Origin of the sequence: Bacillus sp. FJAT-14266 (assembly GCF_001719225.1) — a bacterium.
In the GTDB taxonomy this organism is placed as follows: Bacteria; Bacillota; Bacilli; order Bacillales; family Bacillaceae; genus Bacillus; species Bacillus subtilis.
In genome coordinates this window covers 3,636,071-3,650,931 of the sequence record NZ_CP017072.1, presented here as the reverse complement: position 1 = coordinate 3,650,931, position 14,861 = coordinate 3,636,071, and the positions used below count along the sequence as shown (strand labels likewise).

Sequence of the window (14,861 nt, the reverse complement as noted above, 5' to 3'; positions counted from 1 at the left end):
ACGTTCCCTGTCTTGTTTAGTTTTGAAGGATCATTCCTTCGAAACGTGTTCTTTGAAAACTAGATAACAGTAGACATCACATTCAATTAGTAACACAAGATATCACATAGTGATTCTTTTTAACGGTTAAGTTAGAAAGGGCGCACGGTGGATGCCTTGGCACTAGGAGCCGATGAAGGACGGGACGAACACCGATATGCTTCGGGGAGCTGTAAGCAAGCTTTGATCCGGAGATTTCCGAATGGGGAAACCCACCACTCGTAATGGAGTGGTATCCATATCTGAATTCATAGGATATGAGAAGGCAGACCCGGGGAACTGAAACATCTAAGTACCCGGAGGAAGAGAAAGCAAATGCGATTCCCTGAGTAGCGGCGAGCGAAACGGGATCAGCCCAAACCAAGAGGCTTGCCTCTTGGGGTTGTAGGACACTCTATACGGAGTTACAAAAGAACGAGGTAGATGAAGAGGTCTGGAAAGGCCCGCCATAGGAGGTAACAGCCCTGTAGTCAAAACTTCGTTCTCTCCTGAGTGGATCCTGAGTACGGCGGAACACGTGAAATTCCGTCGGAATCCGGGAGGACCATCTCCCAAGGCTAAATACTCCCTAGTGACCGATAGTGAACCAGTACCGTGAGGGAAAGGTGAAAAGCACCCCGGAAGGGGAGTGAAAGAGATCCTGAAACCGTGTGCCTACAAGTAGTCAGAGCCCGTTAACGGGTGATGGCGTGCCTTTTGTAGAATGAACCGGCGAGTTACGATCCCGTGCAAGGTTAAGCAGAAGATGCGGAGCCGCAGCGAAAGCGAGTCTGAATAGGGCGCATGAGTACGTGGTCGTAGACCCGAAACCAGGTGATCTACCCATGTCCAGGGTGAAGTTCAGGTAACACTGAATGGAGGCCCGAACCCACGCACGTTGAAAAGTGCGGGGATGAGGTGTGGGTAGGGGTGAAATGCCAATCGAACCTGGAGATAGCTGGTTCTCTCCGAAATAGCTTTAGGGCTAGCCTCAAGGTAAGAGTCTTGGAGGTAGAGCACTGATTGGACTAGGGGCCCCTACCGGGTTACCGAATTCAGTCAAACTCCGAATGCCAATGACTTATCCTTGGGAGTCAGACTGCGAGTGATAAGATCCGTAGTCGAAAGGGAAACAGCCCAGACCGCCAGCTAAGGTCCCAAAGTATACGTTAAGTGGAAAAGGATGTGGAGTTGCTTAGACAACCAGGATGTTGGCTTAGAAGCAGCCACCATTTAAAGAGTGCGTAATAGCTCACTGGTCGAGTGACTCTGCGCCGAAAATGTACCGGGGCTAAACGTATCACCGAAGCTGCGGACTGTTCTTCGAACAGTGGTAGGAGAGCGTTCTAAGGGCTGTGAAGCCAGACCGGAAGGACTGGTGGAGCGCTTAGAAGTGAGAATGCCGGTATGAGTAGCGAAAGAGGGGTGAGAATCCCCTCCACCGAATGCCTAAGGTTTCCTGAGGAAGGCTCGTCCGCTCAGGGTTAGTCGGGACCTAAGCCGAGGCCGAAAGGCGTAGGCGATGGACAACAGGTTGATATTCCTGTACCACCTCCTCACCATTTGAGCAATGGGGGGACGCAGGAGGATAGGGTAAGCGCGGTATTGGATATCCGCGTCCAAGCAGTTAGGCTGGGAAATAGGCAAATCCGTTTCCCATAAGGCTGAGCTGTGATGGCGAGCGAAATATAGTAGCGAAGTTCCTGATTCCACACTGCCAAGAAAAGCCTCTAGCGAGGTGAGAGGTGCCCGTACCGCAAACCGACACAGGTAGGCGAGGAGAGAATCCTAAGGTGATCGAGAGAACTCTCGTTAAGGAACTCGGCAAAATGACCCCGTAACTTCGGGAGAAGGGGTGCTCTGTTAGGGTGCAAGCCCGAGAGAGCCGCAGTGAATAGGCCCAGGCGACTGTTTAGCAAAAACACAGGTCTCTGCGAAGCCGTAAGGCGAAGTATAGGGGCTGACGCCTGCCCGGTGCTGGAAGGTTAAGAGGAGCGCTTAGCGTAAGCGAAGGTGCGAATTGAAGCCCCAGTAAACGGCGGCCGTAACTATAACGGTCCTAAGGTAGCGAAATTCCTTGTCGGGTAAGTTCCGACCCGCACGAAAGGCGCAACGATCTGGGCACTGTCTCAACGAGAGACTCGGTGAAATTATAGTACCTGTGAAGATGCAGGTTACCCGCGACAGGACGGAAAGACCCCGTGGAGCTTTACTGCAGCCTGATATTGAATGTTGGTACAGCTTGTACAGGATAGGTAGGAGCCTTGGAAACCGGAGCGCCAGCTTCGGTGGAGGCATCGGTGGGATACTACCCTGGCTGTATTGACCTTCTAACCCGCCGCCCTTATCGGGCGGGGAGACAGTGTCAGGTGGGCAGTTTGACTGGGGCGGTCGCCTCCTAAAAGGTAACGGAGGCGCCCAAAGGTTCCCTCAGAATGGTTGGAAATCATTCGCAGAGTGTAAAGGCACAAGGGAGCTTGACTGCGAGACCTACAAGTCGAGCAGGGACGAAAGTCGGGCTTAGTGATCCGGTGGTTCCGCATGGAAGGGCCATCGCTCAACGGATAAAAGCTACCCCGGGGATAACAGGCTTATCTCCCCCAAGAGTCCACATCGACGGGGAGGTTTGGCACCTCGATGTCGGCTCATCGCATCCTGGGGCTGTAGTCGGTCCCAAGGGTTGGGCTGTTCGCCCATTAAAGCGGTACGCGAGCTGGGTTCAGAACGTCGTGAGACAGTTCGGTCCCTATCCGTCGCGGGCGCAGGAAATTTGAGAGGAGCTGTCCTTAGTACGAGAGGACCGGGATGGACGCACCGCTGGTGTACCAGTTGTTCTGCCAAGGGCATCGCTGGGTAGCTATGTGCGGACGGGATAAGTGCTGAAAGCATCTAAGCATGAAGCCCCCCTCAAGATGAGATTTCCCATTCCGCAAGGAAGTAAGATCCCTGAAAGATGATCAGGTTGATAGGTCTGAGGTGGAAGTGTGGCGACACATGGAGCTGACAGATACTAATCGATCGAGGACTTAACCATATTTTTGAATGATGTCACACCTGTTATCTAGTTTTGAGAGAATACTCTCAAATTGTTTGGTGGCGATAGCGAAGAGGTCACACCCGTTCCCATACCGAACACGGAAGTTAAGCTCTTCAGCGCCGATGGTAGTCGGGGGTTTCCCCCTGTGAGAGTAGGACGCCGCCAAGCATTACTTTTATCATCGCGGGGTGGAGCAGTTCGGTAGCTCGTCGGGCTCATAACCCGAAGGTCGCAGGTTCAAATCCTGCCCCCGCAACCAAATATATGGTTAAATAAGGAGTGCCCTAAGGGTGCAACCAAAATAATCCTATACAAATATGGTCCGGTAGTTCAGTTGGTTAGAATGCCTGCCTGTCACGCAGGAGGTCGCGGGTTCGAGTCCCGTCCGGACCGCCATTAATGTAAACGAAACGATCATGTTTTCGTTTTTTTTGTGTTTTCTTTTACTGTATCTTCTGCTTGGTGTCATAGCCAAGCTTTCTTTATATCGGGAACATCTTGGATATTCCAGCAAAATTCGATAAACTAGGAAGAGCACAAATAGGCATAAGCAGGGTTGAAAGGAGGTTTTGGTTCATGGATGAATTTGATTTGATACATAGCATTACTCCGCGGACCATTCACCATTCTTCCGTTGATGTAGGAATAGGTGATGATGCAGCGCTCTACACTGCGAAACACGGCGTTCAGGAAATTGTTTGTGTTGATACTATGGTAGAAGACGTGCACTTCAAATTACACTATTCCTCACCTGAAGATATCGGGTACAAGGCGTTAGCCGTTAATATAAGTGATATTGCCGCGATGGGAGGCATTCCTAAGTTTTATCTGGTATCACTTGCGGTACCTTCAAAATGGACTGAATCTGAAATCAAGGCGATGTATGAAGGAATGAATGAACTGGCGAAACTATATCATATGGATCTGATTGGCGGCGATACAGTTTCTACCGCTGACAAATTAGTCGTTACAGTCACTGTAATCGGTGAAATTGAAAAGGGACAGGCCTGTTTGCGCAGCTTGGCAAAACCGAATGATATTGTGTTTGTAACCGGTGAAATCGGTTCTTCTGCAGCAGGGCTTTCTTTATTGCTGGAAGAGACTAATCCTCAAAACTCATCTGTGGAAACGGATTACTTTATCCACAGGCATAAACGGCCTGAGCCAAGAGTAAGCGTCGGCAGATTATGCTCGATTTTTAAACGGGCAGCTTTAAATGATGTTAGTGACGGATTGGCTAGTGAACTGAACGAGATTGCAGAAGCCAGCTGTGTTTCAATTGAAATTGATGAAAGCATGCTTCCAATTCATTCTGATTTGCCTAAGCTTCATCCTAACTGGAAAGAATGGGCTTTGTTTGGCGGTGAGGATTTTGAGCTGACAGGGACGGTTTCAAAAGAGGAGTGGGAAGTGTTGAAGCAGCAGTGCGCAGCACGTCAACTTCCCATTACAAAGATTGGCCATGTCAGGGAAAAAACAAAATCTAAAGTGATCCTAAAAACAGATCAAACATCAATGATCTTAGAGAAAAAGGGATATAATCATTTTAAATAAGACGGGTGACTCGTGTGAAGCAATTAAAATGGAGAACTGTAAATCCAGAAGAAACAAAAGCAATTGCCAAGCTGACGGCATCGTTTGCTAAACCGGGAGACGTCCTGACATTAGAGGGCGATTTAGGTGCAGGAAAAACGACTTTTACGAAAGGTTTTGCAGAAGGGCTGGGAATTACACGTGTTGTAAACAGTCCGACTTTTACAATTATAAAAGAATATAACGATGGCGTACTTCCTCTTTATCATATGGATGTGTATAGAATGGAAGATGAAAGTGAAGATTTGGGACTTGATGAATATTTTCACGGACAAGGTGTCTGTCTCGTTGAATGGGCTCATTTAATTGAAGAACAGCTGCCGCAGGAGCGACTGCAAATTGTCATCAAAAGAGCTGGTGATGATGAGCGGGAAATTACCTTTACTGCTGTCGGGAATCGGTATGAAATGCTTTGTGAGGAGTTAAGTAGACATGACAATATTAGCAATTGATACATCAAATTATACATTAGGCATTGCGCTGCTTCGAGAAGACACCGTTATAGCAGAATACATTACATACTTGAAAAAGAACCACTCTGTAAGAGCGATGCCTGCTGTTCATTCATTGCTGAATGATTGTGATATGGCACCGCAGGACCTTTCTAAAATTGTCGTTGCAAAAGGCCCTGGTTCATACACAGGAGTAAGAATAGGTGTGACGTTGGCCAAAACACTTGCCTGGTCTTTAGATATTCCAATAAGTGCTGTATCAAGTCTTGAGACGCTTGCGGCAAATGGCCGGCATTTTGACGGTCTGATCAGCCCAATCTTTGATGCTAGACGGGGACAGGTGTACACAGGTCTGTATCAATATAAAAATGGGCTTTTAGAGCAAGTTGTTCCAGATCAAAATGTGATGCTGGCAGATTGGCTGGAGATGCTAAAAGAAAAGGACCGCCCTGTTTTGTTTTTAGGCCATGATACTTCTCTTCACAAGCAGATGATCGAGGATGTGCTTGGAACAAAAGGGTTCATTGGAACTGCCGCCCAGCATAACCCGCGTCCTTCAGAATTGGCTTTTCTCGGGAAGGAAAAGGAAGCAGCTGATGTTCATGGGCTTGTCCCGGATTACTTGCGGCTGGCAGAAGCTGAAGCGAAATGGATTGAAAGTCAAAAGTAGGGTGATAGGATGAAAACAAAAGCAGCGGTTAGAAATATGCGGCTTGAAGATATAGATCACGTATACGAAATCGAAGCATCCTCCTTTACGTCTCCTTGGACGAAGGATTCGTTTTATCATGAGCTGCTGGAAAATCCGTATGCTCATTATCTCGTGATTGAAAAGGACGGCCATCTTGCTGGGTATTGCGGGATTTGGATTGTGATGGACGATGCCCAAATTACAAATATAGCGATAAAACCAGAGTATCGCGGCCAGTCTTTAGGAGAAACGCTTTTTCGCTCAGCTGTTGAACTGTGCAAAGAAAAAGACGCAAGGCGGCTTTCGCTTGAAGTGAGGGTTTCGAATCATCCTGCTCAAGGCTTATATAAGAAATTCGGGATGCAGCCCGGCGGAATAAGAAAGAACTATTATACTGATAACGGGGAAGATGCGTTAATTATGTGGGTGACGATAAATGAGTGAGCAAAAAGACATGTACGTATTAGGAATTGAAACAAGCTGTGATGAGACTGCTGCAGCTATTGTGAAAAACGGGAAAGAGATCATTTCAAACGTAGTAGCCTCTCAAATTGAAAGCCATAAGCGCTTCGGAGGCGTTGTTCCGGAAATTGCTTCAAGACATCATGTTGAACAAATCACTTTGGTTATAGAAGAGGCGTTTCGCAAAGCTGGCATGACGTATAGTGATATTGATGCGATTGCAGTAACAGAAGGTCCGGGACTGGTGGGGGCGCTTCTTATTGGAGTGAATGCCGCTAAAGCATTGAGCTTTGCACATAACATTCCGTTAGTAGGCGTTCATCATATAGCCGGTCATATATACGCGAACCGTCTTGTAGAAGACATCGTGTTCCCGGCACTGGCATTGGTCGTTTCAGGAGGCCATACAGAACTGGTTTATATGAAGGAACATGGATCATTTGAAGTCATTGGGGAAACCCTTGATGATGCGGCAGGAGAAGCCTACGACAAAGTGGCGCGGACGATGGGATTGCCATATCCGGGTGGACCGCAAATTGACAAGCTAGCTGAAAAAGGGAATGACAATATTCCGCTTCCTCGCGCATGGCTTGAAGAAGGCTCTTACAACTTCAGCTTTAGCGGGTTGAAGTCTGCGGTGATCAATACGCTTCATAATGCATCCCAAAAAGGGCAAGAGATTGCTCCGGAAGATTTGTCTGCCAGCTTCCAAAATAGTGTGATCGATGTCTTGGTAACCAAAACGGCGCGCGCGGCAAAGGAATATGATGTCAAACAGGTCCTTTTAGCCGGAGGAGTAGCTGCAAACAGAAGCCTCAGAGCTGCATTAGAAAAGGAATTTGCCCAGCATGAAGGGATTACGCTTGTCATTCCTCCATTAGCTTTATGCACGGATAATGCTGCGATGATTGCTGCTGCTGGTACAATTGCTTTTGAAAAAGGAATTCGCGGTACATATGATATGAATGGCCAGCCCGGCCTTGAATTGACTTCTTATCAAAGTCTCACGAGATAATAGCGTGAGACTTTTTATATGTTTGTTATTAACAGATAATTCACAACTTATCAACATGTCTGTGAGTAATTATAGAGATATAGATGGATAAAGGGCTGAAGTCGCTGTTAATAAAGTGGATAAATTCAGAATATTTTGTGGATATTGTGTATAAAGCGCTTACTTTGTTTTGCTTATTAGGGTATGTTCTGTGGATAAAAAGCACCTCTAAAAAGAGGTGCTTGACTTTTAATCTTCTTCTGTGGATAGTTCTTCCCATTCGGACAAAAGAGATTCCAGCTCCTGATTGAGCTTCTCATTGTCTGCATGGATAGCTTGTACTTTTTCATGATCCTGATAGACTTCAGGGTCACATAGCAATTCATCATTGCGGCTGATGTTCTCTTCAATGGTTTGAACAGTGGTTTCAATTTCTTCAATCCGACGGAGTCGTTGGCGCTCTTTCTTTTTCCATTCTTTTTCTTCCTCGTAGGAACGTTTGGAGTCAGACTTCACTGTAGCTGGCGTTTTTTCAGTTTCTTCTTGCTGATTTATTTTCTCCAATTCAAGCTGCTCTGTTTTTTTCTCTGTATAATAATCGTAATCTCCCAGATACTCCTCTATATGGCTTGAAGAAAGCTCCAGCACTCTTGTGGCGATTCTGTTAATAAAATATCTGTCATGTGAGACAAATAACAGTGTACCTGGATAATCAATCAGCGCGTTTTCGAGAACTTCTTTGCTGTCTAAGTCCAGATGGTTTGTCGGTTCATCAAGGATGAGAAAGTTGGCTTTTTGAAGCATCAGCTTAGCTAGAGCCAATCTTGCTTTTTCGCCCCCGCTCAGTGAATGAACTGGTTTCAGCACATCATCTCCGGAGAATAAGAAATTTCCGAGACACGTCCTGATTTCTTTTTCTGGGAGCCCGGGGTACTCGTCCCACAGCTCATCAAGGACACGTTTAGAGGAAGTCAACTCAGCCTGTTCCTGGTCATAATAGCCGACACTGACATTTGAGCCGTATGAGATCGTTCCTTGATCTGGTTTTAGGGTGTCTATCAATGTTTTCAGCAATGTCGATTTACCGATTCCGTTAGGGCCGACAAGCGCGGCGCTTTCTCCTCTTGTCAGCATGAATGACACTTCTGTTAAAAGCGGCGGCTGGTTTTCATAGCTGATTGTGAGATCCTGAACACGGAGGACTTCATTTCCGCTCTGTTTTGTAATATCAAAATGAAAGTTTGCGGATTTTTCATCGCCAAGCGGTTTTGACATGACTTCCATTCGCTCCAGTTGCTTTCTGCGGCTTTGCGCCCTTTTGGTGGTAGAGGCTCTCGCCAGATTTCGGTCTACGAAGTCCTGCAGCTTTGCAATTTCGTCCTGCTGCTTTTCATACATTTTCAGATCTTTTTCATACTGCGCGGCTTTTTGGTCGAGATAAGCGCTGTAGTTGCCGTGATACTTTTTGCTTTCTGCTCTTGATACCTCGTATACCTGGTTTACTACTTTGTCCAAAAAGTAGCGGTCATGCGAAACGATGAGAATGGCGCCTGAATAGCCTTGCAAATAATGCTCAAGCCAGGTAAGCGTATCAATATCCAGATGGTTTGTCGGCTCATCGAGAATGAGCAAATCAGGCTGTGTTAACAGAAGCTTACCTAAAGCCAGTCTTGTTTTCTGGCCTCCGCTGAGGCTTTGAACCTGTGTAGAATCGTCAAAATGGCTGAAGCCGAGACCATGCAGCACAGATCTTACATCCGCTTCATATTGATAGCCGCCTTTATCTTTGAATTCCTGCTGAAGGCGGTCGTAGGTTTTCATGATGCTTTCTAATTCACCCGGGTCAGCTGCCGCCATTTTTTCTTCCATAGCCCGCATTTCCTTTTCCATTGCTTTTAAGTGGTCAAAAACAGTCAGCAGCTCTTCTTTTATGGTAAGCTTAGAATCCAAGCCAGTATGCTGGGCGAGATATCCCATTGTAATATCTTTCGGTTTAATAATTTCGCCCTTTTCATACGAAAGCTGGCCTGCGATAATTTTAAGGAGCGTGGATTTTCCGGCGCCATTTCTTCCTACAATGGCGATGCGATCACGATTTCTGACTTCCAGCTTTATATTGTTTAAAATAGTATCAGCACCAAACGATTTGGACAGCTGATTAATTTGTAAGATCATCATATTATTTCACCTCTGCTATAATAAGTTAAGTGTAGCTTATGAACCAGAAGTCAGCAAACAATACATTGGCCATATAAGACATAGAGAAGAAAATAGTGTATGATCTGTTTAAGGAGCGTTTTAATATGAATGGATTTTCTCATTTTAATGAACAGGGCAGAGCCCAGATGGTGGATATCAGCGAAAAATCTTCGACTGTCCGTACTGCGGCGGCTGTTTCAAGCGTACACATGAAGAATGAGGTGTACGAGAAAATACAAAGTCACGATATCGGCAAAGGAGATGTACTGGCTGTCGCGCAGGTGGCAGGCATTATGGCCGCAAAGCAAACGTCGAATATCATTCCGATGTGCCACCCGCTTTCACTGAGCGGGGTAGATATATCGTTTGACTGGAAAATAAAAGAAGCAGAAGTTATACTTCATATAAAAGCACAGGTCAAAACGAAAGGGAGTACAGGTGTGGAAATGGAAGCGCTCACTTCTGCATCGGTGTGCGCTCTTACCGTTTACGATATGTGCAAGGCCCTTGATAAGGGGATGGTCATCGGCCCTACTTTCTTGCTGGAGAAGACAGGCGGGAAAAACGGTGACTTTAAAAGAGAACTATCCGAGTATAATTTGGAGGACCAAAAATGAATAAGGATCAATCAAAAATTCCGCAGGCGACGGCGAAACGGCTGCCGCTTTACTATCGCTTTTTAAAGAATCTGCATGCGTCAGGAAAACAGCGTGTATCATCCGCTGAACTCAGTGATGCCGTAAAGGTTGATTCTGCCACGATTCGGAGGGATTTTTCCTATTTTGGAGCTCTTGGCAAAAAAGGATACGGATATAATGTGGATTATTTGCTGTCTTTTTTCCGAAAAACGCTTGATCAGGATGAGATGACAGACGTCATCTTGATTGGTGTCGGGAACTTGGGAACGGCATTTCTTCACTATAATTTCACAAAAAATAATAACACAAAAATTTCTATGGCTTTTGATATAAATGAGAGTAAAATAGGAACTGAGGTAGGCGGCGTGCCCGTCTATAACCTTGATGACCTTGAACAACACGTAAAAGATGAATCAGTTGCCATTCTTACAGTGCCAGCAGTTGCCGCTCAATCCATTACAGACAGATTGGTCGCATTAGGAATCAAGGGAATCCTTAATTTTACGCCGGCCCGTTTGAATGTGCCGGAACACATTCGAATTCATCATATAGATTTAGCAGTTGAGCTTCAGTCACTGGTTTATTTTTTGAAGCATTATTCAGTTTTAGAGGAAATCGAATAGAGGGAAAGGAGGAGCCTAAATATGCCGATCGGTCCTGGAAGCCTTGCTGTTATCGCAATCGTTGCTCTGATTATCTTCGGTCCCAAAAAGCTGCCTGAATTGGGGAAAGCAGCGGGAGACACACTCCGTGAATTCAAAAACGCTACAAAAGGATTAACGAGTGATGAAGAGGAAAAAAAGAAAGAAGATCAGTAAGTTAGGATGACACGAATGAAAGTGAATCAAATGTCGCTGCTGGAGCATATTGCTGAGCTTCGAAAACGGTTGCTGATTGTAGCGCTGGCGTTTGTCGTTTTCTTTATTGCTGGATTTTTTTTAGCGAAGCCGATTATTGTGTATCTGCAAGAAACAGATGAAGCGAAGCAGCTTACGCTTAACGCGTTTAACCTGACAGACCCGCTTTATGTGTTTATGCAGTTTGCGTTTATCATCGGCATAGTCCTGACCTCGCCGGTTATTCTTTATCAGCTTTGGGCTTTTGTGAGCCCGGGCCTCTATGAGAAAGAGCGCAAAGTAACGCTCAGCTACATTCCGATCTCTATTTTGCTGTTTTTAGCGGGCTTATCTTTTTCATATTATATTTTATTTCCTTTTGTTGTTGATTTTATGAAGCGGATCTCTCAGGACTTGAATGTCAATCAGGTGATCGGAATTAATGAATATTTTCATTTTCTTCTGCAGCTGACGATTCCGTTTGGACTGCTGTTCCAAATGCCGGTCATCCTCATGTTTTTGACCAGGCTCGGAATTGTGACACCGATGTTCTTGGCGAAAATCAGAAAGTATGCGTATTTTACGCTGCTGGTGATCGCAGCCCTGATTACACCGCCTGAGCTTCTGTCCCATATGATGGTCACAGTCCCGCTTTTGATTTTATATGAAATCAGTATTCTGATATCGAAGGCCGCTTATCGGAAAGCGCAGAAAAGCAGTGCTGCCGATCGGGACGTGTCTTCGGGGCAATAATAAAAAATCCATTTCTCATGCGAGAAATGGATTTTCTTTATTTTTGGTTCTTTTTGATTTTAAATGAAAAGGCGAACATCTTAAAAGAAATGCTGATGTTGTAAGCGGCGAACACCATCAGCAGGATGGAGTAAAATGACCACATGCTGCCTGGCGAGCTTGCGGCAAGATAAGTAAAGATGCACCCTACGGCAAAGTAGATCATTCCCCAAACTACCGGGTTTCTCATAAAAATAATCCTCCAATAATCAATTGCATTTGTGTGCTCTGCTGTTCAAGGTAATTACGAACAGGCTCAAGCTGCATGATGACGACGAATGTATTCATCATTAAATGGGCGAAAATCGGCACCCATATCCGTTTTGTTCTCGCATATAAAAAGGCAAAGGTAAAGCCCATTGCTGTATATAGAAGGAGATGCTTCAAATCAGCGTGAACAATACCGAAGATAACCGAGCTGATCAGTCCTGCGAAAAAGAAATTCGTTTTTTCGTACAGCGCGCCGAAAATGATTTTTCTGAAGATGATTTCTTCTAATATAGGCCCGACGATGGAAGAAACGATAATCATGAGCGGGACTGCCTGAATGACATCCAGAATCGCTTGTGTATTTTCTGATTCTCTTCCGATGCCAAAAACATAATATTCAATAGAGCCTGCTATTCCTTGAGAGAAAAGGGCAATGAAAAAACCGGCTATCGCCCAAAGGATAGAAAGTCCGATTGAGTCCTTCTGTCCGTTTCGCAGCGTTTCTTTCGGAACGGTTCTCAGAATGAGCAGAACAACAACGAGACAGGCGATAAAGCTGATAACGGACCATAATCCTTGTGCATGCAGCATATTTTCATCTGTAGGCTGTCCTCCGGCATAACCGAATTTAAATAACAAGGGAATCGCGATTAATGCGGAAAACTGCATGATGATATATGTCAAAATAATAAACCAATACTGTTTTCTCAAATGGTATGTACTCCTTTGTTAAGTGGGTTTCGTTCATCTACAGCTATTGTAACATAATCGGTACGGGGGTGAAAAAGCTAACGGAAAAGGGAGCGGAAAAGAATGATGTAAGCGTGAAAAATTTTTTATCTTATCACTTGAAATTGGAAGGGAGATTCTTTATTATAAGAATTGTGTTAGCACTCTTTAGTGCTGAGTGCTAAAATTACATATTCATACTATTGAGGAGGTTATTTCATTGTTAAAGCCATTAGGTGATCGCGTTGTCATTGAACTCGTAGAATCTGAAGAAAAAACTGCCAGCGGAATTGTGTTGCCGGATTCTGCAAAAGAAAAACCGCAAGAAGGCAAAATCGTGGCAGCTGGTTCAGGTCGCGTGTTAGAAAGCGGAGAGCGCGTTGCTTTAGAAGTAAAAGAGGGCGACCGCATTATCTTCTCAAAATACGCAGGTACTGAAGTGAAATACGAAGGTACTGAATACTTAATCTTACGTGAAAGCGACATTTTAGCTGTTATCGGCTAATTCTTAAATAAACAATACTTAAAACATTTGAGGAGGTCTTGTAAACATGGCAAAAGAAATTAAGTTTAGTGAAGAAGCTCGCCGCGCAATGCTTCGCGGTGTCGATGCACTTGCTGATGCTGTTAAAGTAACTTTAGGACCAAAAGGACGCAACGTGGTTCTAGAGAAAAAATTCGGTTCTCCGTTAATCACAAATGACGGTGTAACAATCGCTAAAGAAATCGAGCTAGAAGACGCGTTTGAAAACATGGGTGCTAAGCTTGTTGCTGAAGTAGCCAGCAAAACAAACGACGTTGCCGGTGACGGTACAACAACTGCAACAGTTCTTGCGCAAGCAATGATCCGTGAAGGCCTTAAAAACGTAACAGCAGGCGCTAACCCTGTAGGCGTGCGTAAAGGGATGGAACAAGCTGTAGCGGTTGCGATCGAAAACTTAAAAGAAATTTCTAAGCCAATCGAAGGCAAAGAGTCTATCGCTCAGGTTGCTGCGATCTCTGCTGCTGATGAGGAAGTCGGAAGCCTTATCGCTGAAGCAATGGAGCGCGTAGGAAACGACGGCGTTATCACAATCGAAGAGTCTAAAGGCTTCACAACTGAGCTTGAAGTTGTTGAAGGTATGCAATTCGACCGCGGATATGCGTCTCCTTACATGGTAACTGACTCTGATAAGATGGAAGCGGTTCTTGACAATCCTTACATCTTAATCACAGACAAAAAAATCACAAACATTCAAGAAATCCTTCCTGTGCTTGAGCAGGTTGTTCAGCAAGGCAAACCATTGCTTCTGATCGCTGAGGATGTTGAAGGCGAAGCACTTGCTACACTTGTTGTGAACAAACTTCGCGGCACATTCAACGCAGTGGCTGTTAAAGCTCCTGGCTTCGGTGATCGCCGTAAAGCAATGCTTGAAGACATCGCTGTCCTTACTGGCGGAGAAGTCATCACAGAAGATCTTGGCCTTGACCTGAAATCTACTCAAATCGCTCAATTGGGACGCGCTTCTAAAGTTGTCGTTACTAAAGAAAACACAACAATCGTTGAAGGCGCTGGCGAAACAGACAAAATTTCTGCCCGTGTGACTCAAATCCGCGCTCAAGTGGAAGAAACAACTTCTGAATTCGACAGAGAAAAATTACAAGAGCGTCTTGCTAAACTTGCTGGCGGCGTAGCTGTCATCAAAGTCGGCGCTGCGACTGAAACTGAACTGAAAGAGCGTAAACTTCGCATCGAAGACGCCCTGAACTCAACTCGCGCAGCTGTTGAAGAAGGCATCGTATCCGGTGGTGGTACAGCGCTTGTAAACGTATATAACAAAGTCGCTGCAGTTGAAGCTGAAGGCGATGCTCAAACAGGTATCAACATCGTGCTTCGCGCGCTTGAAGAGCCAATCCGTCAAATCGCACACAATGCTGGTCTTGAAGGATCTGTCATCGTTGAACGCCTCAAAAACGAAGAAATCGGCGTAGGCTTCAACGCTGCAACTGGTGAATGGGTAAACATGATCGAAAAAGGTATCGTTGACCCAACGAAAGTTACACGCTCAGCTCTTCAAAACGCTGCGTCTGTAGCTGCAATGTTCTTAACAACTGAAGCCGTTGTCGCTGACAAGCCAGAAGAAAACGCTGGCGGCGGAATGCCTGACATGGGCGGCATGGGCGGTATGGGTGGAATGATGTAATAAAGGGATATTAACCCTTATACATCA

At 45.5% G+C, this 14,861-nt stretch carries 14 protein-coding genes, 2 tRNA genes and 2 rRNA genes; 15 read left to right on the top strand and 3 right to left on the bottom strand.

Translation table 11 applies throughout. The features are described 5' to 3' along the window. Positions 1-124: 124 nt before the first annotated feature. From BGM23_RS18870 to tsaD, 9 genes are all read left to right on the top strand, one after another. A 23S ribosomal RNA gene (locus tag BGM23_RS18870) occupies positions 125-3,052 on the top strand. 55 nt (positions 3,053-3,107) lie between these two features. Next, positions 3,108-3,223, top strand: a 5S ribosomal RNA gene (gene rrf / locus BGM23_RS18865). A gap of 14 nt (positions 3,224-3,237) precedes the next feature. Next, a tRNA-Met gene (locus BGM23_RS18860) sits at positions 3,238-3,314 on the top strand. A 60-nt stretch (positions 3,315-3,374) separates the two neighbouring features. Then, positions 3,375-3,451, top strand: a tRNA-Asp gene (locus BGM23_RS18855). Between the two features lie 180 nt (positions 3,452-3,631). After that, entirely contained in the window at positions 3,632-4,609 is a 978-nt protein-coding gene (gene thiL, locus BGM23_RS18850; protein WP_029726591.1) for a thiamine-phosphate kinase, read from the top strand. 14 nt (positions 4,610-4,623) lie between these two features. After that, on the top strand, positions 4,624-5,100 hold the full coding sequence (gene tsaE, locus BGM23_RS18845) for a tRNA (adenosine(37)-N6)-threonylcarbamoyltransferase complex ATPase subunit type 1 TsaE (RefSeq protein WP_015715341.1): 477 nt from the start codon (positions 4,624-4,626) through the stop codon (positions 5,098-5,100). Further along, the gene (gene tsaB / locus BGM23_RS18840) at positions 5,081-5,770 is read left to right on the top strand and encodes a tRNA (adenosine(37)-N6)-threonylcarbamoyltransferase complex dimerization subunit type 1 TsaB (RefSeq protein ID WP_003234078.1); all 690 of its coding nucleotides are present in this window, start codon (positions 5,081-5,083) and stop codon (positions 5,768-5,770) included. The genes tsaE and tsaB overlap by 20 nt, the downstream gene beginning before the upstream one ends. Before the next feature lie 9 nt (positions 5,771-5,779). Beyond that, positions 5,780-6,235, top strand: coding sequence for a ribosomal protein S18-alanine N-acetyltransferase (gene rimI / locus BGM23_RS18835; RefSeq protein ID WP_003243019.1), 456 nt, complete (start codon positions 5,780-5,782; stop codon positions 6,233-6,235). Continuing rightward, complete coding sequence (tsaD, locus tag BGM23_RS18830) at positions 6,228-7,268, top strand: tRNA (adenosine(37)-N6)-threonylcarbamoyltransferase complex transferase subunit TsaD (protein WP_032722963.1); 1,041 nt, start codon at positions 6,228-6,230, stop codon at positions 7,266-7,268. Before rimI ends, tsaD begins: the two co-directional genes overlap by 8 nt. 228 nt (positions 7,269-7,496) lie before the next feature. Here the strand turns inward: tsaD and BGM23_RS18825 are convergent, their stop codons facing one another. Beyond that, a complete protein-coding gene (locus BGM23_RS18825; protein WP_015482882.1) occupies positions 7,497-9,425 on the bottom strand; it encodes an ABC-F family ATP-binding cassette domain-containing protein in 1,929 nt (642 codons plus the stop codon). Between the two features lie 125 nt (positions 9,426-9,550). On the opposite strand from BGM23_RS18825, the gene moaC reads away from it, so the two are divergent. The 4 genes from moaC to tatC are packed head-to-tail and all read left to right on the top strand — an operon-like array spanning position 9,551 to position 11,673. Then, complete coding sequence (gene moaC, locus BGM23_RS18820) at positions 9,551-10,063, top strand: cyclic pyranopterin monophosphate synthase MoaC (protein ID WP_003243499.1); 513 nt, start codon at positions 9,551-9,553, stop codon at positions 10,061-10,063. Then, a complete protein-coding gene (locus BGM23_RS18815; protein WP_003234073.1) occupies positions 10,060-10,707 on the top strand; it encodes a redox-sensing transcriptional repressor Rex in 648 nt (215 codons plus the stop codon). Before moaC ends, BGM23_RS18815 begins: the two co-directional genes overlap by 4 nt. A gap of 21 nt (positions 10,708-10,728) precedes the next feature. Next, positions 10,729-10,902, top strand: coding sequence for a sec-independent protein translocase protein TatAY (tatAY, locus tag BGM23_RS18810; RefSeq protein ID WP_003234072.1), 174 nt, complete (start codon positions 10,729-10,731; stop codon positions 10,900-10,902). Between the two features lie 6 nt (positions 10,903-10,908). Further along, on the top strand, positions 10,909-11,673 hold the full coding sequence (gene tatC / locus BGM23_RS18805) for a twin-arginine translocase subunit TatC (protein ID WP_072174264.1): 765 nt from the start codon (positions 10,909-10,911) through the stop codon (positions 11,671-11,673). 37 nt (positions 11,674-11,710) lie between these two features. On the opposite strand, the gene BGM23_RS18800 is transcribed toward tatC, so the two are convergent. Together BGM23_RS18800 and BGM23_RS18795 are read right to left on the bottom strand one after the other, a co-directional pair. Beyond that, on the bottom strand, positions 11,711-11,902 hold the full coding sequence (locus BGM23_RS18800) for a YdiK family protein (RefSeq protein WP_003225680.1): 192 nt from the start codon (positions 11,900-11,902) through the stop codon (positions 11,711-11,713). Continuing rightward, positions 11,899-12,633, bottom strand: coding sequence for a CPBP family intramembrane glutamic endopeptidase (locus BGM23_RS18795; RefSeq protein WP_003234069.1), 735 nt, complete (start codon positions 12,631-12,633; stop codon positions 11,899-11,901). The genes BGM23_RS18800 and BGM23_RS18795 overlap by 4 nt, the downstream gene beginning before the upstream one ends. Before the next feature lie 238 nt (positions 12,634-12,871). Here BGM23_RS18795 and groES point away from each other — a divergent pair, with 238 nt between their 5' ends. Both groES and groL read left to right on the top strand, forming a co-directional pair. Further along, complete coding sequence (groES, locus tag BGM23_RS18790; protein ID WP_003155970.1) at positions 12,872-13,156, top strand: co-chaperone GroES; 285 nt, start codon at positions 12,872-12,874, stop codon at positions 13,154-13,156. A 46-nt stretch (positions 13,157-13,202) separates the two neighbouring features. Next, positions 13,203-14,834, top strand: coding sequence for a chaperonin GroEL (gene groL / locus BGM23_RS18785; protein ID WP_003234067.1), 1,632 nt, complete (start codon positions 13,203-13,205; stop codon positions 14,832-14,834). Positions 14,835-14,861: the final 27 nt, after the last annotated feature.